Origin of the sequence: Gimesia chilikensis (genome assembly GCF_007744075.1) — a bacterium.
Classification (GTDB): domain Bacteria; phylum Planctomycetota; class Planctomycetia; order Planctomycetales; family Planctomycetaceae; genus Gimesia; species Gimesia chilikensis_A.
The window spans coordinates 2,339,520-2,362,161 of record NZ_CP036266.1; the positions used below are offsets into that span (position 1 = coordinate 2,339,520).

The 22,642-nt window shown below is 57.2% G+C and carries 13 protein-coding genes; 7 read left to right on the forward strand and 6 right to left on the reverse strand.

Translation table 11 applies throughout. The features are described 5' to 3' along the window. Nucleotides 1-38: 38 nt before the first annotated feature. Complete coding sequence (locus HG66A1_RS08970; protein ID WP_197997054.1) at nucleotides 39-1,625, reverse strand: carboxypeptidase regulatory-like domain-containing protein; 1,587 nt, start codon at nucleotides 1,623-1,625, stop codon at nucleotides 39-41. Nucleotides 1,626-2,075: 450 nt separating this feature from the next. On the opposite strand from HG66A1_RS08970, the gene HG66A1_RS08975 reads away from it, so the two are divergent. From HG66A1_RS08975 to HG66A1_RS08990, 4 genes are all read left to right on the forward strand, one after another. Continuing rightward, a complete protein-coding gene (locus HG66A1_RS08975) occupies nucleotides 2,076-2,750 on the forward strand; it encodes a LamG domain-containing protein (protein ID WP_145193738.1) in 675 nt (224 codons plus the stop codon). Nucleotides 2,751-2,944: 194 nt separating this feature from the next. Continuing rightward, entirely contained in the window at nucleotides 2,945-4,306 is a 1,362-nt protein-coding gene (locus HG66A1_RS08980) for a DUF1501 domain-containing protein (RefSeq protein ID WP_145182326.1), read from the forward strand. Nucleotides 4,307-4,559: 253 nt separating this feature from the next. Next, nucleotides 4,560-5,675, forward strand: coding sequence for an efflux RND transporter periplasmic adaptor subunit (locus tag HG66A1_RS08985; RefSeq protein ID WP_232106858.1), 1,116 nt, complete (start codon nucleotides 4,560-4,562; stop codon nucleotides 5,673-5,675). A gap of 69 nt (nucleotides 5,676-5,744) precedes the next feature. Continuing rightward, on the forward strand, nucleotides 5,745-9,041 hold the full coding sequence (locus tag HG66A1_RS08990) for an efflux RND transporter permease subunit (protein ID WP_232106783.1): 3,297 nt from the start codon (nucleotides 5,745-5,747) through the stop codon (nucleotides 9,039-9,041). Nucleotides 9,042-9,071: 30 nt separating this feature from the next. On the opposite strand, the gene HG66A1_RS08995 is transcribed toward HG66A1_RS08990, so the two are convergent. The 5 genes from HG66A1_RS08995 to HG66A1_RS09015 form a co-directional block, all read right to left on the reverse strand. Continuing rightward, on the reverse strand, nucleotides 9,072-10,619 hold the full coding sequence (locus tag HG66A1_RS08995) for a TolC family protein (protein ID WP_145182330.1): 1,548 nt from the start codon (nucleotides 10,617-10,619) through the stop codon (nucleotides 9,072-9,074). A gap of 180 nt (nucleotides 10,620-10,799) precedes the next feature. Further along, the gene (locus tag HG66A1_RS09000; RefSeq protein WP_145182333.1) at nucleotides 10,800-13,928 is read right to left on the reverse strand and encodes an efflux RND transporter permease subunit; all 3,129 of its coding nucleotides are present in this window, start codon (nucleotides 13,926-13,928) and stop codon (nucleotides 10,800-10,802) included. 69 nt (nucleotides 13,929-13,997) lie between these two features. Further along, nucleotides 13,998-15,293 carry an efflux RND transporter periplasmic adaptor subunit gene (locus HG66A1_RS09005; protein WP_145182337.1) on the reverse strand — a complete coding sequence of 432 codons (1,296 nt, stop codon included), beginning with the start codon at nucleotides 15,291-15,293 and terminating at the stop codon, nucleotides 13,998-14,000. A 48-nt stretch (nucleotides 15,294-15,341) separates the two neighbouring features. After that, on the reverse strand, nucleotides 15,342-16,796 hold the full coding sequence (locus HG66A1_RS09010; RefSeq protein ID WP_145182340.1) for a sensor histidine kinase: 1,455 nt from the start codon (nucleotides 16,794-16,796) through the stop codon (nucleotides 15,342-15,344). Continuing rightward, complete coding sequence (locus HG66A1_RS09015; protein ID WP_145182343.1) at nucleotides 16,793-17,467, reverse strand: response regulator transcription factor; 675 nt, start codon at nucleotides 17,465-17,467, stop codon at nucleotides 16,793-16,795. The genes HG66A1_RS09010 and HG66A1_RS09015 overlap by 4 nt, the downstream gene beginning before the upstream one ends. Before the next feature lie 257 nt (nucleotides 17,468-17,724). Here HG66A1_RS09015 and HG66A1_RS09020 point away from each other — a divergent pair, with 257 nt between their 5' ends. The 3 genes from HG66A1_RS09020 to HG66A1_RS09030 all read left to right on the forward strand — a co-directional run bounded on the left by HG66A1_RS09020 (nucleotide 17,725) and on the right by HG66A1_RS09030 (nucleotide 22,577). After that, the gene (locus HG66A1_RS09020; RefSeq protein WP_197997056.1) at nucleotides 17,725-18,402 is read left to right on the forward strand and encodes a GntR family transcriptional regulator; all 678 of its coding nucleotides are present in this window, start codon (nucleotides 17,725-17,727) and stop codon (nucleotides 18,400-18,402) included. Between the two features lie 18 nt (nucleotides 18,403-18,420). Continuing rightward, nucleotides 18,421-21,057 carry a DUF1592 domain-containing protein gene (locus tag HG66A1_RS09025; RefSeq protein WP_145182349.1) on the forward strand — a complete coding sequence of 879 codons (2,637 nt, stop codon included), beginning with the start codon at nucleotides 18,421-18,423 and terminating at the stop codon, nucleotides 21,055-21,057. Between the two features lie 92 nt (nucleotides 21,058-21,149). Beyond that, nucleotides 21,150-22,577: a DUF1552 domain-containing protein gene (locus HG66A1_RS09030; RefSeq protein WP_145182352.1), complete on the forward strand. Its 1,428-nt coding sequence runs from the start codon at nucleotides 21,150-21,152 to the stop codon at nucleotides 22,575-22,577. Nucleotides 22,578-22,642: the final 65 nt, after the last annotated feature.

Below are 22,642 nucleotides of genomic sequence, written 5' to 3' on the forward strand. Positions count from 1 at the left end.
TCCGGGGAAATCAGAATTTCCGTGGTTGCTTGTATGACCTATGGTGCGAACCAGACGAGGAGATTGACGAATTCGAAATCGTCGAGGTCTTTCAGGCATTTCACGGAGGTGATGGTGATTTCATTCTCGCCGAGACGCAGCCAGTTCGGATTGCAGGGGAGAACCAGTCGGTCGAAGGAGCCGTCGTCGGGAGACGGTTTCAGTCCTGCGGTCAGCAGGTGACCGTTGATGTGGATCTGAGGTCGGCACTGAATGCCTTTGGCCATGAGGGTGATGGCAGCCCGGGGAATTCCATTCGGATACTGTCGGGCTGAAATTTCGAACCGGGCCCGGTAGGTTGCGCCTGCGGTGGGACGCTGGAACTGGCTGTTGACTTTTCCTTCGAACTGATCATCGCCGAGATGATGGACGACGGGGTTCTCTTCGATGGCAATCACGCGTTCCGTTTTGGCACGCAGCGCAAAATCGAGGCGGCGGGGTTTCCCACTCGATCCGGTCACTCTCAGGTTCTGTGACTGGGGCAGGTAACCGGGTCGGGCGGCGCTGACTGCGACATTATCGGGAGTCTTCGAAAGTTTCAGTTCATAGGTGCCTTGCTGGGAGGTCCGCGCTACGAGGGATCGGCCATCGGGCAGGTCCACGCGAATTGTCGTGGCTGCCAGCGGTCGTCCAGTCTGGGAATCGCGGACAATCCCGCGGAGGAGGTCATCCGGCTGCATCGACGCGGGGCGTTCAACCTGGGGCGCGGATATGGGGGCTGGCGTTGATTTGCGCAGGTTCGTTAACGGAGTCCGCGCCGCCAGATGCTTGCCTGCGGGAAGAGTCAGTTTATCAGATGCTGAACTGAGATCGGTGACGGATGGTGAGGCCGGTCCGGGCTGACCCTGGTCCATATTCAGCGAGGGACGCTGCAGTGGTTGTCGTTCCACAGTTCCTGTTGCGGAGCGGGGACGTGGAGACCGAGCGGTCTCTGCCCGAGAAAATGTTTTCGGCCGCGATTCGGGACGGGCCTCTGCGCTGGGAAGATCTTGCGGGGAAGATGAAACGTCGGGTGCGGGAGTCGAGTGCTGCTTGGAAGATTCGGTTTGTGCCCGCTCGGCCTGGGGCAACTTGCTTACTGCCGAGGTGTGCGGAGAGATCGCCATATTATCTGCGAGCAGACTAGTCTCCTGGTCTGGTTCGATCTGTCGGGGGAGCGAGACGGTGTCCGCGGAGAGGCGGTCCCGCTCGGTTCGATTCCGTTCCGGTTTGAGTGGCGTGATGCTTTCCTGCCAGAGTCGGGCATCGTTCAACGTTGATGAATCGGAGGGCGTTGGTTCCGTGTTGTCGTTGCTGATCTGTCGAATCGCGATTGGATCTGATTTGACAATCGGTTCCGGCTGGGCCGGCGAGTTTTCGACCACGGTGACCCAGCCGAGACCCAGGCAGAAGTGGATCAGCAGGGAAAGGTAAAACGACTTGGACATGGAGTGCCGATTACCCCAGCGGGTGCCCCAGAGAGTCAGCCAGTCGATGGTCACGAAGAGAATGCAGAAAATCAGCGCCCCGCGGAGCACCGTCTCGATAATCGAGGCCTGTGGTCCGCCGCTGATCAGATCCAGGATGTACTGCCACCATTGTGCCATGGAGTATCTCATCCGCGTGATTATTTGCTGCCAGGTGAGCCGCTTACGGGGAGCGCGAAAGCCGCCGACCTGAATTCGACCCACAATCAGAGGCGGCTGCAATTCTGACAGGGGGAAATGGGGGGGCAGGGATTTCAGTTGGAAACAGAGTTCGTTGTGCAGATCTCCCCGGTGTGGGGGAATTATATCCCTCGAAGCCCTGTTTTTCTATGTTATTCTTGCCTGTACTGTCTGACGTCGGTCTATCCCCTTTTAAATTCCCGGGTTCGTGATGACTGGATGCGAGACAAGCCTGTGGTTGTCAGGTATAATCGAGATCTCATGGTTATCCGCCTGACCAGCGGTCGCTCCGGTAGAGATCGTCCGTTTTTCCATGCTTACATTGAAAGGGATCCGTCTGTGAAATCATTCCAATTTGCTGCAGCTGTGTTTGTCCTGTGCTGTTCTTCGCTGGTCTGGGCCGATGAACGGGGGACGTTGATTTTCGAAGATGATTTCGAACGGAGTGAATCACAGGAGCAGAAGGATGAGATCGGCAAGGGCTGGGGGACGAATAGTCGCAGCCGGGCGAAGGGGAACAAACAGGTCGACCTGCGCGACGGTGCGATGTATATCTACATTCATGAGACAGCCGACCACGCCGTTTCGGTGACGCATCCTGCCGAATTCAAGAATGGCGCGGTTGCCCTGCGGTTCATGCTGGAAGATCCCAAAGACAGCCTGGGACTCAATTTTGCTGACCTGAAATACAAACCGGTACACGCCGGTCATCTGTTTGTGGCTAAGATCAGCCCCAAAAATCTGATGATCACCGACCTCAAGACCGGCAACATGGATCTGAAAATTCGCGATCAGCGGAAAGCGGGCACTCTGTCTGAGGAACATAAAGAACTGCTCAAGACCAAAACCAAACGGTTCCCGCTCAAACTGGAGACCGGCAAGTGGTATGACCTGCTGGTGAATGTGGAAGGAGACCGGCTGACTGTTTCCATCGACGGGAAAAAGGTCGGCTCTTTTGCCTCTGAGGGGATGGCCCACCCGACCAAGCGGTTGCTGCGACTGGCAGTGCCCCGCAAGGCAGTGGTAGATGACGTCAAGATTTACTCACGCGGAGAGAAGTCGTAATTCAGCCCGGATGAACCGGTTCCGGTGAGAGGGATTCTCGGGGAACGTCGCCCCTTGTTTTGGGGGTATCCCCGGATTCCGGGCGAGTCCGTTCTTGACCCGCAGTGAGTTTCTGACGATAATTAACAAATCAACCCGCGCTTATGTAAGGTTGATGTTTAGAGTCTCATTCCAGTAATCCCGCGAGTCCCTCCATGAACCAACGACCGTCCCGCATTATGACTGACTGTTCCGGAATCACACGTCGCAATTTCGTGCAGGCGGGCGCATTGGGGGCAGGCGGTTTGTGTCTGGCGGATCTGCTGAAGCTCAAGGCGGAAGGGGCCGTTTCGTCGAAGCAGCAGGATACCAGCGTGATCCTGTTCTGGTTGAGCGGCGGTCCGGGACATATGGAGACCTGGGATCCCAAGCCCGAAGCACCTGCAGAATACCGGGGACCCTTTCAGCCAATCGCGACCAGTCTGTCGGGCGTCCAGTTCAGCGAACTGATGCCGGGACAGGCGAAACTGGCCGAGCACCTGGCTGTGCTGCGAACCGTGAATCACGGGACCGGCGACCATACCAAGGGAAATCACTGGATGCTGACCGGCTTTGAAGGTCCTGCCTTCAACGCACCCGACAATCGGGTGCAGCGACGTCCTTCGATTGGTTCCGCGGCTTCGTTCCTGCGTGGTGCCCGGCAGGAAGGGATGCCCCCTTATGTGGGAGTGCCTCACCTCCGTGGGGGGACCGATAATCTGTTTCATTATTCATCGTACATTGGTGGCGGTTTCGATCCGTTTATTGTCAATTCCGATCCGAATACTTCCAGCTTCAGCGTGCAGAACCTGACGCTGGCCCGCGGCCTGACGGTTGATCGACTGAAGAACCGGCAGGAGCTGTTGAGTTCGCTCGACCAGCTGCCACGGCGACACGAGAAGCTGATTCGCGACCTGGACGAGCACCAGCAGAAAGCCTTTGATCTGCTGTATTCGAAAGGCGTTCGTTCTGCGTTTGATATTGAAGACGAACCGGCGGCGGTTCGCGACAGCTACGGACGGCATACATTCGGACAAAGTGCACTCCTGGCACGGCGTCTGGTGGAGCATGGTTCCACGTTTGTGACCGTCAACTGTGTCCCCTGGGATCATCACGGTTCTGCGGGACGTCTCCGCACCGAAGAAGGGGCCCGCAAACTGATTCCACCTCTGGACGCCGCGATCTCCGGATTGATTCGCGATCTGATCGACCGCGGTCTGTATGAGAAGACACTGGTGGTGGCGATGGGCGAATTTGGACGCACGCCCCGAATTAACCAGCATGCAGGACGCGACCACTGGGGGCGGACCTTCAGTGTGATGATGGGCTGTGGCGGAATGCGGATGGGGCAGATCATCGGCCGTTCCAGCAGCCGCGGTGAAGATGTCGTCGAACGTCCGGTGGGCCCGCAGGATGTTGCAGCGACCATTTATCGGCATCTGGGCATCGATCCCCAGCGGGTTATTCTTCGCGATCGCCTGGATCGCCCGATGCCTCTGCTCGATACCGGGGAACCGGTTTCCGAGCTGTTTGGCTAATCGACGTCCTTCTGAGAGAGCGCTCATGCAAGAATCATTGGGCGGTATAACCCGCATAACCGGACCCCAATTCCCGGCTGAAAATACTCGACATAGCGATAATCGATTATATAATGAACTTATGAATGTCATCCTATGCCGTCCTCCAGGTTCCTGCCTGCTCAGCCTTCTGTGCGTCCTGTGTTTGATGGGATGCGAATCAAATCAACCAGCCCCCACTAAAAAAAACGGGGAGACACTACCGGTCTTGAATGTGGAAACACTGACCGTCGCCGAGCAGACCTGGCCACGCATTGTCCGCAGCCAGGGGAGTCTGTTTCCTGACGAAGAGGCGACGCTGGGGATCAAGGTGGAAGGCCGTGTTTCCGAAGTACACGTTGATCTCGGAGATGTTGTTGAGGTCGGTGATCCATTGATTACGATCGACCAGGAAGATTTCAAACTCCGCGTCAAGCAGGCAGAGGCCCAACTGGCGGCGGTTCGTTCGGCCGTCGGGTTAAAGCCGGGAGATCCGCTTGAAAAACTGGTGCCTGAAAATTCGCCCCCGGCCCGTGAGAAGAAAGCCGAGTGGGATGAGGCGACCGCGAACCTGGAACGGGCCAAGACCCTGTATAAACAGAATGTGATGGGGCAGGCCGAATTCGACCAGGTCGTGTCGTTCGAACAGGTGGCCCAGGCCCGCTATGCCTCCGCTTTGAACGGGGTCCGCGAGAAAATGGCTAATATCACCGTGCAACAGACGCAGTTGGATCTGGCACGGGAAGACTTGAAGAACACCGAACTGAAAGCCACGTACCCGGCTGTCGTGCAGAAACGCCTGGTTGCGCCCGGGAGTTACATTCGCATGGGTGATCCACTGCTGGTGCTCGTGCGAATCGATCAGCTCCGCTACCGGGGAACGGTGCCCGAGCGTCTGTCGACCCAGCTTGAAATCGGACAGCCGATCGAATTGAAAATTGAATCGGTGCCGCAGCGGACTTCCAAAGTGACCCGCATCAGTCCCTTCCTGGACCAGTTGAGCCGGTCATTGCTGTTTGAATCGCTGGTCGAGAATCCGGATCGGGAATTGCGGGCCGGCCTGTTTGCCGAAGGACGGATCATCGTCGATCCCGATCAGAAGGCGATAGTCGTGCCGATCTCGTCAGTCGTGCAGTTTGCGGGGACAGAAAAAGTCTGGAAAGCCGTGGATGGTACCGTGAAGATGCAGGAGGTCCTGCTGGGAGAACGACGCGGTGATCAGATCCGAATTTTAGAAGGACTGCAGCCGGGTGACGTCATTCTGCGCACCGCGAAGGAAGGGCGCCCCGGAACACTGTCTGCCGCGGAGCCACAACCCTCGGCTGCCGAGCAGACCAAAGCCAAAACATAATTGCCGGCGGGTCTGCCTGATCCGTCTTGTGAAGAAAGTCGCCGCAGCCTGATGTAAAGGGAATCGATTTTGTACTGGTTAGCCGAAGTCTGTGTCAAAAGGCCCGTGTTTGCGCTGATGCTGATTACCGCATTAGTGGTCGCCGGTCTTGTGGCCTTTCCGGAGCTGGGCGTCGACCGTTTTCCTAACATGGACATGCCGTCGATTTATATCCGGACGAACTATCCCGGGGCAGCTTCTCAGGAAGTGGAATCCGAAGTCAGCGCGGTGCTGGAAGATGCGGTTGCAACCGTGGCGGGCATCGAGGAACTGCGTTCGATCTCGCGCGACGGTCGTTCGTTTGTGATCATTACTTTCAATTTGAACCGGAATGTCGACGCTGCGACGCAGGACGTGCGGGACGCGGTTTCGGGGGCGATGAATCTGCTGCCTCCTAATATCGATCCGCCGATCGTGCAGAAACGGGATCTGGAATCGTCGCCGATCATGACGCTGGCCGTTTCAGGGCCACGCACTTCGCGGGAGCTGTATCTGTTTGCAGATCGCTACGTGAAGAACGTGATTGAATCGTCTCCCGGAGTGGGTGAGGTTCAGATTGCGGGGGCCGCGGATCGGGCGGTGAAGGTGGATATTGATGCGGACCGCCTGGCGGCTTACCAGATGTCGATCCTGCAGATCCGGGACGCACTGGTGCGACAGAATACCGAAGTTCCCGGAGGACGCCTGGACCAGGGCTTCCGCGAGCGGTCCCTGCGGACGATGGGTCGCATTGCCGACGCGAGCAATTTTCCGAATCTGGTGGTCGATACGATCAATGGCACTCCAGTCCGACTGGCCGATTTGGGAACAGTGAGCGACGATACCAAGGAAGTCCGCACGATTGCGCGACTCAATCAGGCGCCGGCAGTCGTGTTGACGATTCAGAAACAGTCGGGAGAAAATACGGTCGCGGTGGTGGAAGGCATTAAAAAGATGCTGCCCCGCAGCCAGGAACTGCTGCCTGACGACGTGACGGTCAGCGTGGTGCAGGATCAGTCCCGCTATATTGTGACGGCACTGCACGAGCTGGAAAAGCACCTGGTCTCCGGGAGTATTCTGGCCTGTATTACCGTGCTGTTGTTTATGCGATCCTGGCGTTCTACGGTGATTGCTTCGGTGGCGATTCCCGCTTCGATCATTTCCACGTTTGCCTTCATGAAACTGTTTGGCTTCACCTTAAACAATGTGACCATGCTGGCGCTGGTGCTGATGGTGGGGGTGGTGATTGATGATGCGATTGTGGTGCTGGAGAACGTGTTCCACTGCATCGAAGAGCGGGGGATGACTCCCCATGACGCCGCGATTTATGGAACCAAGGAAATCGGCCTGGCGGTGCTGGCGACTACCATTTCACTGGTGATCGTCTTTCTGCCGGTGTCGTTTCTGTCGAGCGTCACAGGGCGACTGCTGTTCCAGTTCGGATTGACGGCGACGGTGGCGATTCTGGTTTCGATGCTCGTCAGCTTCTCCCTGACGCCGATGATGTGCAGCAAGCTGCTCAAGGCAGAGACGCCCAGTCCGAACGGACCGAGTTCCCGTTCGGGATTCTATCACCTGGTGGAAACCTCTTATCTCTGGACGTTGAAACAGTCGCTGCGGTTTCGCTGGCTGGTGCTGGCGGTTTCCATTGCGGTGATCTGCAGTAACTATCCGCTGTATCAACTGGTGAAACAGGATTACATTCCGCTCAACGTGGATGAGTCCGAGTTTGAAATCCGTCTCGAAGCCCGGCAGGGGGCGACGCTGCAGTCGATGAATGATCTGATCGAGCGGGCCGAGACAATCCTGACTGATACGGAGGGAGTGAAAACGATTCTGCTGACGGTGGGAGCCGGAGGCTTTGGCGATGTGAATCGGGCGACGTTCTTTGTGAGGCTGACCGACAGCGAGACGCGTACGTTTTCGTTCGATCGTTTCTTCGCCGGACTCATGCACGCGGACCTGACCGCGGCGTTTCGGGGTAATTTCACCCAGCGCGAGAAGATGTCGGAGATCCGCAAGAAACTGAAACAGATTCCCGATACCCGCATTTCGGTGCGAAACCTGACTTCCCTCCGGCAGGGCGCGCCGGTGGATATCGACTTTTCGATTACCGGACCGGACATCGACGGTCTGCTGGAGTTCAGTAACAAGCTGCGCGAAAAGGTCAAAACGATTCCGGGTATCGTGGACGTCTATTCCACGCTGCAGATCGATAATCCGGAACTGCTGGCCCGCATCGATCGCGAACGGGCGGCTGCTCTGGGCATTGATGTGCGGGAGATTGCCGATACGCTGCGGGTTGCAGTCGGTGGGGATGATCGTGTTTCCCGTTACCGTGACCGGAGTGTGGACGACGCTTATGATGTCGAGCTGCGACTGGTCGGACTGGATCGGGGGGATATCCAGTCGGTTTCACAGTTATACGTGCGGACCAGTCCGCAGGCGACGGGGGACGTGACTTCCTCGTCGGCACAGACCGGATCGCGGCTGGCGCGGATCGATAACGTGGTCAATTTCGAATACAACACGGCAGCCTCTCGTATTGACCGGTTAAATCGACAGAAGATGGTCGCCGTGCGGGCGAACCTGGCGCCGGGCTATGCACTGGGCGACGGAATCGAGGCGATGAAAGCGGCTGCGGAAGAGATCGGAATTCCGGATGGCTACAATACGATGGTGCTGGGGGGCGGCCGCGAACTGGAACGCACACTCTCGGACTTTGGCTGGACGATGGTGCTGTCGTTCGTCTTCATGTATATCGTGCTGGCGGCCCAGTTTGAAAACCTGGTGCATCCGATGGTGATTCTGCTTTCGCTGCCTCTGGCGGTTCCCTTTGGTCTGTTGAGTCTACACTGGGGAGGCGAGACGCTGAACCTGTATTCGGCCCTGGGGATTCTGGTGCTGTTCGGCGTGGTGAAAAAGGCGGCGATTCTGCAGATCGATCATACTAATGCACTGCAGGAGCAGGGCTTCCCCCGTTACCAGGCGATCCTGCAGGCGAACCGCGATCGTCTGCGACCGATTCTGATGACGACCCTCTCTTTCGTGGCGGGACTGATTCCGCTGTTGATTGCCACCGGTCCCGGTGCAGAAGAACGGCGGTCTATCGCAGTGCTGGCGGTGGGGGGGCAGACGCTGTCGCTGCTGCTGACTCTGCTGGCGATCCCCGTGCTGTATACGTTCTTCGATGATCTCTCGGCCCTGTTTATGAAGTGGACCGGCAACGAGAAGAAGAAGCCAGCTGCGCCCGAGTACAGTGTGCCACACGAAGTTCCGCCCGTACATGTTCTGGCAGCGCATATTCCGCCCCCCGAACCCGCACCGACGAGTTCGGATCAGACTTGAAATGGGAATGATGTCTGAGTCGTAATTCGATCAGGGGACGATCATCAGTTCCAGTGGCATGCCAGCAGCACCTACCAGCAGTGCAGCAGACTGGGCGAGTTCATTCACCAGGTCGAGGTGAGCGCGTTGGTTCTGCAGAATACTGGTGCGTGCCTGGATGATGCGAACGACATCGACTTCGCCGATTTCAAACTGTTTTTCGAGGCTCTGAAGTTCCTGTGGCAGTTCGTTCGAAGTCAGTCCTCTTTCCCGTTCATAAAGTTCGTAGGCGACCTGGTAGCGTTCATACGCAGCCTGGGCTTCGAGTTCCGCCCGCAACAGTGTCTGCTGCCAGACCGTGGTTTTCTGGTGAAATTCGGCCATTCTCTGCCGTTCCAGCGGTCTTCCCGAATTGATCACCGGAATGTCCATTTGGGCTCGGAGGCCAAAACGGGTCATACTGTCAGGATCTTTCTGATAGTAGGGGCCGATGATGAGATCGGGAACCTTATTGGCTGAAGCCAGATTCAGGTTGGCAGAGGCGACATCGATGTCTGCGTGTGCGACCTGGACATCGGGACGACAGGCGGCCCAGCTGGCAATCCATGCTTTGTCGTCTGAAAGGTCGGAGATCTGCTGCTGATAGACTTCCGGTTGCCACTGCTGGGCGGTTTCCGCGTTGGGCAATCGCCACCGAATGTCCCGCAGGTCGCCCTGAAAATTCACAGGAGAATCGGGATCCAGTCCCAGTTGGTTTCGCAGATTACGGAGGGCCGTCTGGTAATTGGCTTCGGCCAGTCGCAGTTGCTGACTGGTTGACCGTGTGTCGATGCGGACGGTGGCCAGATCGGCTGCCGAGAGGTCACCCGCCTCATATCGTTTCGTCAGTGCCTTGAGTAAGCGGCTGTTATTGTCCTGGCTGGCCTGGGCGATTTCGAGCAAGCCACGTCGATAGAGGACAGTATAATAGAGCTGTGCCGACATGGATGTGGTCTGCAACTCTGACTGATGGACGTTCCAGCGAATGGAGTTTAACGAAGAGTGTGCTGCATTTTCGCGAAACTGTTGTTGATGGGCGAGCTGAATCTGCTGCATCATCAGAACATAATGGTAAGTTTTGCCTGACGATCTTCCTGCAGGGGCATGCTGATCGGGAGTCGCCTGCACCTGAATCCAGGGGTTGAAGGGATAGGTTTCCGCGACACCGACGGCGGCGAGACCAACGTTTTCTGTTTCGCGGAGTGCGACCAGCGTGGGGTTTCCGACCAGGGACTGTGAGATTGTTTCGTAGACATTCAGAGAGTTGTGATAGCCGGGGGGCGGACTGAGTGGATCATCGTCCGTGTCTGTCTCTGCGACGGTCAAAGAGACTTCCTGAATCTCTGGATCGGATGACCGAGTCGACTCTGCTTGCCGGGGTGATTCCTGCAGTGCGGGAATCTCCAGTGAAGAAGCAGATGAATTCCTTTTGACGACCGCCGTGTCTGACTCCACGGGCACTTTCAGAGTGACCGGGTCAGACTGTACCTGCGCACCTGACTGGCAACCCCAGGAGACCAGCAGCATAAGTATCAGATAAAGTCGAATCGCGCGTGACATGATATCTCAATCCCTGAGTGATTCTGTTTAGAACCGGTCCGTCGGTTCTACATGAAGGCGGGGCTATGTGATCTGCTTTCGTCAAAATACTTAAACCCAAATCAGCTTCAGGCCGGTTTTTAAGTCAGAGTTAATCTTTCTTTTGGGTTCCCCGGTCAGATTCATGTCAGTCTGGGAAGACTACGTTGCGCTTTCTGGAAAACGGGATTGTACGGGGGGGAGATCAGCTGTCTTTGAACCCTCCTCAGCGGTCTGATGTCTGCCCCAGAGCAGGTACAGCGGGGGAAGCAGGAACAGGTTTAAGATTGTTGAAGTGACCAGGCCGCCCATGATCACGATTGCCAGCGGGTATTCGATTTCATGTCCGGGTTTATTACCGGAGATCACCAGCGGCAAGAGAGCCAGCGAGGTGGTCAGGACGGTCATCAGAATGGGGGCCAGACGCTCTTCTGCACCGCGGACGACGAGTTCCAGCCCGAAGGGGACGCCCTCTTCGTCCTGCAGGTGCCGATAGTGGCTGACCAGCATGATGCCATTTCGGGCAGCGATACCGAGCACCGTAATGAACCCGACCAGGGAACCCAGGGAGAGGACACCCCCCGAAATCGACACCGCCACGATCCCCCCGATCAAGGCGAAGGGAATCGTCAGGCAGACCATACTGGTGAGTCGTACGGACTGAAAGTCGATATAAAGAATCAGGATGATTCCGATCAGCGCGATGCCGCCCAGCATCAGCAGACGATTCTGTGATGCCTGCAGGGTCGCATATTCTCCCAGGAATTCAGGGTGGTAGCCTCGATCGAAGGGCATCTGGCTGACGGCGGCTTCAATATCACGGGCTACCGAACCCAGGTCTCGTCCCTGGGCGTCGCAAGTGACATCAATGCGTCGCGAACCGCTCTCGCGTTTGACTTCATTCGGTGCGGGGGCGATCCCGATTTCAGCCACATCTTTCAGGGGAACCTGTCCTCCCGAGGGAAGATCGATTCGTAATTCGCTGAGGGCTGTCAGATCGGTGCGTGATTTTTCCGTGCCCCAGACCATGACGTCCAACTTGACCTGGTTTTCGAAGATCTCTCCCACCTTGGTGCCCCTGAGCAGAGTGGTGACTGCCCGGCGGACCTGTCCGGGAGTCAGACCGAACCGCTCAGCAGCTTCCGGTTTGAGACGCACATCGACCTGGGGAACCAGGACCTGAGGTTCGACTTTGAGATTGTTGACACCATCGATGTCTCCCATGACTTTGGCAACCTGTTTTGCCTGCGTGCGTAATTTGTCCAGATCGGGGCCATAGATTCTTACGACAATACTGGAACTGGTGCCGGTGAGGACTTCTTTCACCCGCTCACGGAGGTAAGTCAGCACATCGCGGTAGAGACCGGGGTAGCTGTCGATGACTTTCTGGATCTCGTCGAGTGTTTTGTCATAGTCGACTGATTCATCGATACTGATCCAGAGTTCGGTAAAGTTCGGCCCGACCACTTCATCGGCAACCTGTGCCCGGCCGATATGGCTGCCAAAGTTGCGAACGCCGGGTATGGCTCGCAGCTCCTTACTGGCTTCGATAGTGATTCGATCCATGGCTTCAATGGAGGTGCCCGGCTTTTCGACGAAATGCATCAGAAAGTCGGTCTCCTGGAAATTGGGCAGCAGTTCCTGCCCCTGGTTCTGGAAGATCAGAAACGAACCGGCGAAAGAGAGAGTCAGGATGCCGATGGCGGTCGCCGGGCGGAGGGCAAACCAGGGTAAAATCCGGCGATACGGAATTTTCAGCCAGCGGGTGAGGGGCGGTTCGTGATCTTTGAGGTGCTTACGCGGCAGGAGCAGGAGTGAAAGCGCGGGCGTGACGATAATCGCAACCAGCAGGGAAGAGAGAATCGCCAGCACATAACCGACGGCAAGTGGCCGGAAAAATGATCCGGGCAAACCTTCCAGAAAATAGATCGGCAGGAAGACCAGAATGATAATCGCGGTGGCATATACAATAGCGCTGCGGACTTCGAGTGACGCTTCCAGAACTACGCGGAAAGCGGGACGCGGCTGTTCCAGTCCCTGGTTGAGTCGCAGTCGACGGACGATATTTTCCACATCGATGACCGCGTCATCGACCACTTCTCCCAGTGCGATGACCAGGCCGGCGATGACCATGGTGTTGATGGTCATGCCCCACCAGTAGATTAACAGCACCGCAGAAATCAGTGAGAGCGGGATGGCCGTCAGGCTGATCACGGCAGTTCGCCAGTCAAACAGAAAAGCGACAAGGATGATGACAACCAGCACACAACCAATGACCAGGGCATGCGTCAGGTTATTGATGGATCGTTCGATGAAGGTCGCCGGACGGAAGATGGTCGAATCAATTTCGACTCCCTGCATCCCCGGTCTGAGCAGGTCGAGTGTTTCTTCCACCTGCCGGGTGACTTCCAGCATATTGGCTGCGGGCTGCTTTTCCACGATGAGCAACAACCCCAGTTGATCGTTAATGATGGCATCACCGATGGCAGGAGGGGAACCGATTCTGACATCAGCCACATCTCCCAGACGCAGGGGAGCACCGGCATTAAAAGAGACAACGGTTTTGGCCAGATCTTCGGGGCCTCGTACGGGAGAAAGCTGACGGACAGCCATGCGCTGATTGGGTGTATCGACAAAGCCGCCGGCATCGAGGACGACGGCATCACCGGCGGAGCGGAGCACGGAGTCCAGGGTGACCTGATGTGCCCGCAGTTGATCCACATCGACCATGACCTGCAACTGACGATCACGCTGTCCCCAGATGGCGACATTCGCGACGCCGGGAATCGCCATCAGTCGGGGACGTACAGACCAGACCGCAAGTTCGGACATTTCCTCCTGGGAGAGGGAGTCGGACCACATGCCGATTTTCAGCATGCGACTCAGCGAGGAGAGCGGTTGCAGAATGACCGGTGAGAGCGCCACGGCGGGCAGACGTGGTGTTTCGACTGCCAGGCGTTCCTGAACCAGTTGACGCGTCTGGTAGAGGTCCGCCTTATCCGTCAGCAGCAGGCGGATGGAAGAGAGCCCCAGTACGGATTTGGAGCGGAGGGTCTCCAGCCCCGGCGTACCGATCAGAGCGTTTTCCAGCGGGAACGTTACCAGGTTTTCGACTTCTTCAGCAGACAGTCCCGGGGCTTCGGTCTGTATTTCGATGTAAGGGGGAGCAAACTCGGGAAACACGTCGAGTGGCATTTCGGGGACCATGCGGAGTCCTCCGACGATCAACAGCAGTGACGCTGCCACTACTGCGACACGTAATTTCAAGGCTGTTTCGACAAGCCACCGCATTGTTCTCTCCGTTCACGCTGTTCAATCAAGGTGCTGACAGTGACGTCCACGCTGTTTTGTATCAATCAGTTATTTGGCAAAGCCGAATTCGGTTCCCATCAGTTCTGCGGCACCAGCGGTGACGATTTTTGTTCCGGCGTCAGGCCCACGCAGGATGGCGATCCGGTCCTGGTCAACCCAGCCTGCTTCTACGCGGCGACGGGCAAACTCGTTGTCCCCCAGTCGCTCGTAAACCCACTGTCCGCCGTAGACGTCGTAAATCAGTGCCGACCAGGGAATCGATTTCACGTTTGTTTTGCCTTTGAGAGGCACCGTGACGGAGACCTTCTGTCCTGGACGATAACGCTGGCTGTGGTTGTCGATTTCATAGTAGAGATCAACGGCGGACGAGAGCGGTAAGGCGGTCGGGGGCAGAGAAACCGGTTTGCCCATCACGTCCTGCTGGGAGAAGTGCCCATCCAGCAGAGTAATGCGAACGGGTTGACCTGCATCGATTTCATCCAGCTCACCTGCATAGACGGGGACTTTCACCCAGAGCTGTTCGGAGTTCATCACCTCAAACAGGGGCGCTCCTGCAGAAATCAGCTGGCCGGGCTGGACGCTGGTGGTGCGCACGATGCCTGCCAGGGGCGAGCGGATGGTCATCGGTTTCAATGTGCCTGCTGCTTCATCGAGCTGAATATGATCGACCAGTTTCTTTCTGCTCCTGGCGGCTGCCAGCACTTCCTCGGCGAGTTTCATTTGCGCCTGGGCATCATCGACGGCTTTCCTGGTGCCGACGTTGTTCTGCAGCAGACGTTGTGATCGCTCTAACTGGATCCGGGCGGCTTCCTGCTGTACCAGAGCCTGTTGCAGTTGTCCCTCTGCATCAATCTGTGACTGGGCGACAGCTGCTTTCGCTTCTGCAAATCGGATGCGTTCGGCTGGAGTCAGCACGGCACGCTCCGGCGAGAGCAGGGGGAGCAGCTCCAGAATCGTTTCGTCTTTGGCGACACGTTGTCCGACCTGGGGAAATGCATGTTCGGGGGGATGATTTAGAGTACCTGCCAGGGGAGCGGAGACAATGACCGCTGCGCCGGTGGGGAGCACCATCTCGGCTCCATACGTACGGGTGCGGGGCATGTCGCGTACTTCAACGGGGGCCGTTTCAATTCCCAGACGTTTGACTGCGATCGGGCTGAGGGTGATGATGTTCAGGTCGGCTTCGTTCAACGTCTTGCTGGTTTGGGAGTGTTTTGATCCATGGTGTGATTTGCCTGAGTGGGAATCTGATTTGTTCTTTTTCTCCGGAGCCCAGAACAGGAAAATCAGTCCGGTCAGCAGACAGCCTATCAGGAACACAGGTGTTTCTTTCAATAACTGCATATCAGATTACTTTCTACCCGCTGTGCGTGGCGATTATATCGCCCTGGATCAGGCGGAATGATTTGATTGAAAGTCGGCTGTGGAATTTCGACCGGGTGAACTCTGTCTGGTAGATTGTGCCTGGCTGGAGACGGGGAGCCGAATCGTGACCCGTGTTCCCTGCCCCGGTTGACTCTGGATTTCGATGCTGCCTCCATGCATCCCGACGGCTGCCCGGGCAATGGAAAGACCCAGCCCGCTACCTCCCCCGGAAGAGGATCGCGATGGATCCACCTGGTAAAAACGATCGAATAAAAAGGGGAGGTCATCAGCGGAGACACCGATGCCTGTGTCGGCAATTTGAATCAGAGCCGTATCCATCTGACAGCTGAGAGCCACGGAGACTTCACCACCAGCTGGCGTGTATTTGATGGCATTTTCCAGCAGATTGAAGAAGACCTGACTCAAGCTGATGTCGTCCCCGAGAACTTCACAGTTTGAGATGAAGTGGGGCTTGAGTGAGATCGACTTTGATTCCGCCAGCGGTTTGATCTGTTCGCAGACATCCAGCAGCAGGGCATCGAGTTGAATCGGATCGTGCTGGCAGGTGATAATACCTGCATCGTGCCGACTCAGGTTGAGCAGCTGGTCAGCGAGTTTACTCAGTCGTGTTATTTCTTCGAGCATCACAGCCAGCGTCTGTTGATACTCTTCAGGGGTACGTGTGGCCCGCAGCGCTGATTCGGCTTCCAGGCGCAGGGTTGCCAGTGGTGTGCGGATTTCATGAGAGGCATCTGCAGTGAAGCGTCGAATCTCGTGAATGGCCCGCTCGAGGCGGGCAATCAACGAATTCAGGGCGAGCGTGAGCTGACCGATTTCATCATCGGGATTGGTAACAGGAATCCGATGGTCGAGATTCGAAATATCGATGGTGTGTGTTTCATCCACAACCTGCTGTACCCGGCGGAGTGCCCGACCCGCCAGGAACTGACCGCTGCCGATTGCCACCAGGATCGCCACGGGTAACAGCAGGGCAACGACCCATTGTAAGGCCGCCTGGTCTCTATAGAGAGGCTGCAGCGAGGTCATGACGCGGACGTCCAGTTCTCCAAAGCTGCTTGGCATTCTGGTGCTGGCGAGGCGGTAAGGACCGAATCCCTCCAGGGTGACTGTCTGAAACTGGTTGCCTGATGAAGCAGATGTGTTTTGAGTAATTTCAGGGACCGGCGTGATTGTCGTCGCACTGGAAAAAATGATGTTTCCGTCGGGATCGGTGACAAGGAATTCGTAGAAATCATGTTGGGAAAAACGGGCAGCCGCCTGGGATTCGAACATGGTGGCGCTGTTCGCCAGGGCGACTTCGAGTCCGATTTCGCGGAGTTCTTCGCGGAGTCCGTTGTCGGTACGCGAGAGAACCTGTTCGCGGACCAGCAGGCAGAGCACGAAAGAAAAGATGCAGAGCATGATCGCCAGGGCGAGTGCATACCAGAGTGTTAATTGCCAGCGGATGGAAAGTCGCTTCATGGCTGTTCTCCCAGGCGATAGCCTTCTCCCCGGATCGTATGCAGAATGGGGGCCTGATCGGGGGCTTCAATTTTTTTTCGCAGCTGATTGATCTGGACTTCGATGACGTTGGTCCAGGTCGCGGTTGGTTCCTTCCAGACATCGCGGGCAATCATCTCTCGCGAGACCACCTGGTCGGCATGGGACATCAGATAGGCCAGCAGTTCCAGCTGCCGGTTCTGCAGGTCAATGGAGCGGCCGGCCCGCTCGACCGTGCGGGAGAGAAGATTAACCGTCAGATCCTGCCAGGTCACGATTTGTTCGACCGGATTCTTTTCCCGTCGCAGCAGGGCACGGATTCGGGCCAGCAGTTCATCCAGGGCGAAGGGTTTGACCAGATAATCATCTGCTCCCATATCGAGGCCTGTGACCCGGTCCTCGATGGAATCGCGGGCAGTCAGGATCAGGACGGGAGTCCGCGATCCCGTCTCGCGGAGTGCCTGGAGCCAGTTCAGGCCAGAACCATCGGGCAGCATCAGATCGAGGATGACCAGATCCACGTCGGCGTTCATCTGCCGTGACGCCTGGGACAGCGATTCTGCAGGTTCGGCCTGGTATCCCGCTTCGTTCAGCGCGCGGACGATGCTCCGCAGGAGATTCGTTTGATCTTCAACTACCAGTATCTGAGGCATTCCGGTGAGGCCCTGTTCCGTCTCTGAAGCTGCTGTGTTTGGTGACTGACTTGATTATCGACCAATGTAGGCGCAGTGAGAAGTCGCTTTCGCGTCATCTAAACTCGAATTAATCTCCCGGATTGAGCGAAATGGACGGGAGCCGGGAGACGATTTTTCGACTTGCCTGTTGACATACAACTGGCATGCCAGTAGCTTGAATGTCAGTTTGATTGATGTCTCCCGCCAAAGAAACGGTCCCGTCAGAGGAAACATCGATGTCGCAATCCCGTCCTGTCATGCAACGCACGTCGTCCCCGTTATCGCTCAAGGAGCAGGCTTACGGGGATCTCAAACGTCTGATTCTTTCTGGTGAGCTCCCCGCAGGAACCGTGCTTTCGGTGCGGCAGCTGGCGACGCAACTGGAGATGAGCCGGACCCCGGTGCATGCAGCCATTGAACGCCTGGAAGCGGATGGACTGGTAACACTCGCACCCCAGCAGGGAGTGGTGGTTTGCGAACTGAGTATTCAGGATATTGCCAATCATTATGAGATCCGTCAGGCACTGGAACCGTATGTAATGCGGCGGATGGCGGGCAAACTCTCCCCGGAACAGATCGCGTTGCTCCGCGACAATCAGGCGCGAAACAAAGCAGCCGTCAGAGAGCAGCGGATTGACGATCTGGTGAAGATCGACGCCGATTTTCATCAACTGATCTGCCATTTCTTTGGGAACGATGAAATCATCGATGTGATGCAGCGGCTCAGTGACAAAGTCTATCATGTGATTTATCGGATTACGCAGAAGTACCCCCAGCGCGCCAGTGAATCGTTTGACGAACATCAGGCGATTCTGGATGCCCTGGAATCCGGAGAGGCCGAGAAGGCCTCGCAGCTGGTCTATGATCATCTGGAAGATGGTTTACGTCGGTTTCGACCAGTCGATTCCCTCTAGAACAGGAAAGTGACAAGCATGCGCTCTACTCTGAAAGCGGTTGTAGTGGTGTTCTGTCTGTATGAGCTGTCTGGCGGTGGCTCTCTGCAGGCTGCGGAGGGTTCGCGGGTGACCCGTGATCTGCAGGTTCTGTACACGTTTGAAGCAGGCCAGGGGGATCTGATTCAGGATCGTTCGGAGGTCGGGGAACCTCTGGATCTGAACATTAAGAATCCGTCAGAGATCAAGTGGCAGGAGGGGGCATTGACCGTCAAGGGGTCGGCCCGGATTCAGTCCGCAGAGCCGGCCGGTAAACTCATCAAAGCACTTCGACGGGCGAATGCATGCACTGTCGAGGCCTGGTTGAAACCGGCCCATGATCGGCAGAAGGGGCCCGCGCGGATTGTTTCACTGTCGCGTGATCCGAATCAGCGTAATCTGACGCTGGGGCAGGAGGGCAGGCGCTATGATGTGCGTTTGCGGACAACATCCACCAGCGGGAACGGCATACCTTCCATGACGTCTCCGGATCGACTGGCCCAGCCGCGGCTGACGCATGTGGTCTATACCCGCGACCCGGCGGGAAAGGCACTGCTGTATGTGAATGGAAAGTTGCAGGCCGAGAAACGAATTCGGGGGAACCTGTCCAACTGGGATCAGTCCTTCTCACTGACACTGGCCAATGAAGCGACCGGCGATCGTCCCTGGCAGGGGGATCTGTTTCTGGTCGCCGTTTACAGTCGGGCGCTGACCAAAGCGGATGTTGAGCAGAATTATCGCGCGGGAGAAAAGGGGAAACCTTCCGAGCAGGATCTGTTGGCGCTGGCCCAGGCGAAGCAGAGAAAGCTGTTTGAAACGAAGGTCGCACCGCTGCTGGCACAGAACTGCCTCGAATGTCATGACGCCGCCAGCCGGAAAGGGGGGCTGGACCTCTCGCACAAAGCGACGGCCTTCGCGGGTGGGGAGAGCGGAAAAATCATCGTGCCGGGGTCAGCGGAGAAAAGTCTGCTGTGGGAACAGATCGTCTCGGGTGATATGCCGCCCGGAAATACGCCCCTCAAGCCGGCTGAGAAAGCGTTACTCAAAGAGTGGCTGAATGGCGGCGCACACTGGTCGGTGAACATGATTGACCCCGCCATCTATAACGGGAACAGCAGTGCGCAGGAGATCTGGGTGCAGCGGCTGACGATTCCGGAATACATCGAAACGGTCAAGAGCACTGTGGGGGTGGATATCAGTAAAGAGGCGTACGAACTGCTGCCGCCCGATTTGCGGGCCGATGGTTTCAGCAATACCGCGTACAATCTGAATGTGGACCTCAAACATGTGCAGGCTTATGCACGGCTGGCGGAACTGATTGTCCAGCGAATGGACGTCCTGAAATTCGCGCGGCGGTTTTCCAGTTCGCGGAGTCTGAATACGGATGCCACGATGCGAAAGTTCGTGGGGGCGATGGGACAGCGGCTATTCCGTGGTCCACTGGACGAGCGTGAGATTACGAACTTCAGCGGGATCGCGACGACCGTGGCCAGCGCTGGAGGCACCTATGAAGAGGGAGTCTCGCTGATTGTGGAAGCGATGCTGCAGTCGCCGCGGTTCATTTATCGGATTGAATCGCAACGAGGGGACGGGGTGGCGTTTACCGCCGGGAATTTTGAACTGGCATCGCGATTGAGTTACATCATCTGGGGCGGACCTCCCGATGAGGAACTGCTCAAGGCGGCGCAGGCAGGGAAGCTGACCGATGAGGATGTCTGTCGGAAACAGGTGGCGCGGATGCTGAAAGATCCGCGTGCGGTGGAACGCTCGGCTCAGTTTGTTTCCGACTGGCTGAACCTGGATCGGCTGGCCAACATGCGACCCAACGAGGTGCGGTTCCCGGAATGGGATCCGCAACTGGGGCTGGATATGCGTGAGGAGACACTGGCGTTCTTCAAGGAGATTGCCTGGAGGGAGAACCGACCATTGTCAGATCTGTTCAATGCCCAGGTGACCTTCGCGACGCCACAACTGGCCCGGCATTACGGTTTGACACCGCAGGGCCAGGGGCTGCAGCGGTACGATCTGTCGAAGGTTCCCGCACGAGGCGGCTTGCTGACGCAGGGGAGCATCCTCACGATGGGTGGGGATGACGCTTCGATGGTGACCCGCGGGCTGTTTGTTTTGAAAGATCTGCTGCGTGGCGTGATCGGTGCACCGCCGCCGGGCGTGGATACTACACCGGTGCCTTCGCGACCGGGACAGTCACAAAGGATGATCGCCGAAAAGCGGATGGCCAACGAGGCGTGTGCGGGCTGTCATACGCGGTTTGAACCGCTGGCATTCGGGCTGGAGCAGTTCGATGGCATCGGTGCGTTTCACGAGATCGATGAATATAGGAACCGACTGCGGAGCGATGGAGAAATCCTGGTTCCGGGGACGGCGAAACCGGTGGCATTCAGCACGCCTGCGGAGTTGATGGATCTGCTGGCCGAAAGCGAGCGAGTGCGTGAAACGATCACCTGGAAGCTGACGCAGTTTTCGCTGGGGCGCCCGCTGGGTCCTGCGGATGCGTCGACGGTACAAAAAATTCATGAAACGTCCCAGCAGGGGGGCGGTACCTATCCGAGTCTGCTCACCGCGATTGTGATGAGTGATCTGGTGCAGAAAGTGCGTACCGAGGTGAAGAGTGACTAAGCTGGTGGAACTTCTTGTTTGGAAATTACTGGTGTCCTGATCTCAGGCGTTTATCATATTTGCATTATCAACCACAGGCGGGAGACGTTTCTATGAGTCATGTGCTGCTCAATCGTCGGATGTTGCTGAAGGGACTGGGGTCGGCTGCGATCGGCTTACCGCTGCTGGAGGAGATGATTCCGTCCAGCCTGGCCGCTGCGGCGCAGCCACAGGTTCCGGTGCGGGCGTTTAACGTCTTCTTTGGTCTGGGAATTCCCGCTCCGCTGCAGACTGAAGGCTTCGACGATGTGCTGGAGCCGCTCAAACCGCTGCAGGACAAGCTGCTGATCATGCGGAATGTGGATCAGGTGCGCTGCGATGAAAAAGGGATCAACGCCCATTACGACGGTGCTTCCGGTGCCTTTACGGCTGAGCCGCCCGATGGGGAAGCCAAAGCGGGCGGGCCGTCGATTGACCAGGTGATTCGTCAGACGCACTACCCGAAAGGGCTACCGAGCGGGATGGTGCCGACGCTGATGGGGGGGACGTTCTTCCGCCGCAGCCGCGTGGGCCGTTATGTGCACAGTTACAACATGGACGGCACGGTGGCCGCGACGATTCAGGAAAAGCCCCGCGATCTGTTCGAGCGGGTGTTCGGGACGGTTTCTGCCGGAGGTTCGGGGAACGATGCAGCGCAGCGACGGCTGCGCCGGAGCGTGCTGGATACGGTCGTGGAGGATTACCGGTTCTATACGGGACAGAATTCGCCCCTCGGTTCGGCATCGAAAGCGCGGGTGGCCGATCACCTGGACCGGATTCGCGAATACGAACGGCGGGCGTTTGCGATGCAGCACAAGAACCGGAATGCACCAGAGCCGCCGCCCCGTTCGAAGATTCCGCATGGCGGTCCGGCTGATCCGGGCGGGCAGGGGATTGACATCACGGTGGATGAACTCACCAGCGAATGGCGACTGCTGGCGGACATTTATGCCCTGGCAATTCAGATGGATCGGGTCCGCTTCGGTTCGCTGACGTTCCTGGCGGCGGGCGAGCGGATTCGTCTGACCGGCGATTACGAGTATAACGGCGAGAAACGCTGGACGTTCGATGATCCGAGCCAGTTGAGAGCGAGTGGCGACAAAGGCTGCAGCCACGAGTGGTGGCATAAGTTCAACGAAAAGAAAAAGAACGAGGCCCTGCGGGCACACGCGCATCTGAAGATGCGGGAGGTTTCCTATTTCCTGCAGGCGCTGAACAGTGCCGATGCCCGGGAAGCGAACGGGCGGACGATTCTGGAGAACTCGCTGATCACGATCTCAACCGAATCCGGCGACGGGCGGCACAACGATGTGAAACGCGAACTCTCGGGCGTGTTCCATTGTATTACCGGTGCCAATGGCCGGTTCAAGACCGGACAGATCATGGACGTGGGCCAGGAGGGGCTGGACGTGTATAATACGCTGCTGGACGCCTTCGGTGCGAAGGTGAAACTGGGACCAGCGAAACGTGACGCGACGGCTGTGGATGCGATCCGTGCTTGAGGGGCGTGCCAGGCCAGTTACTATCATGGTGTTTGTGAATAACCTGTTCCTGATTTACTAAAACC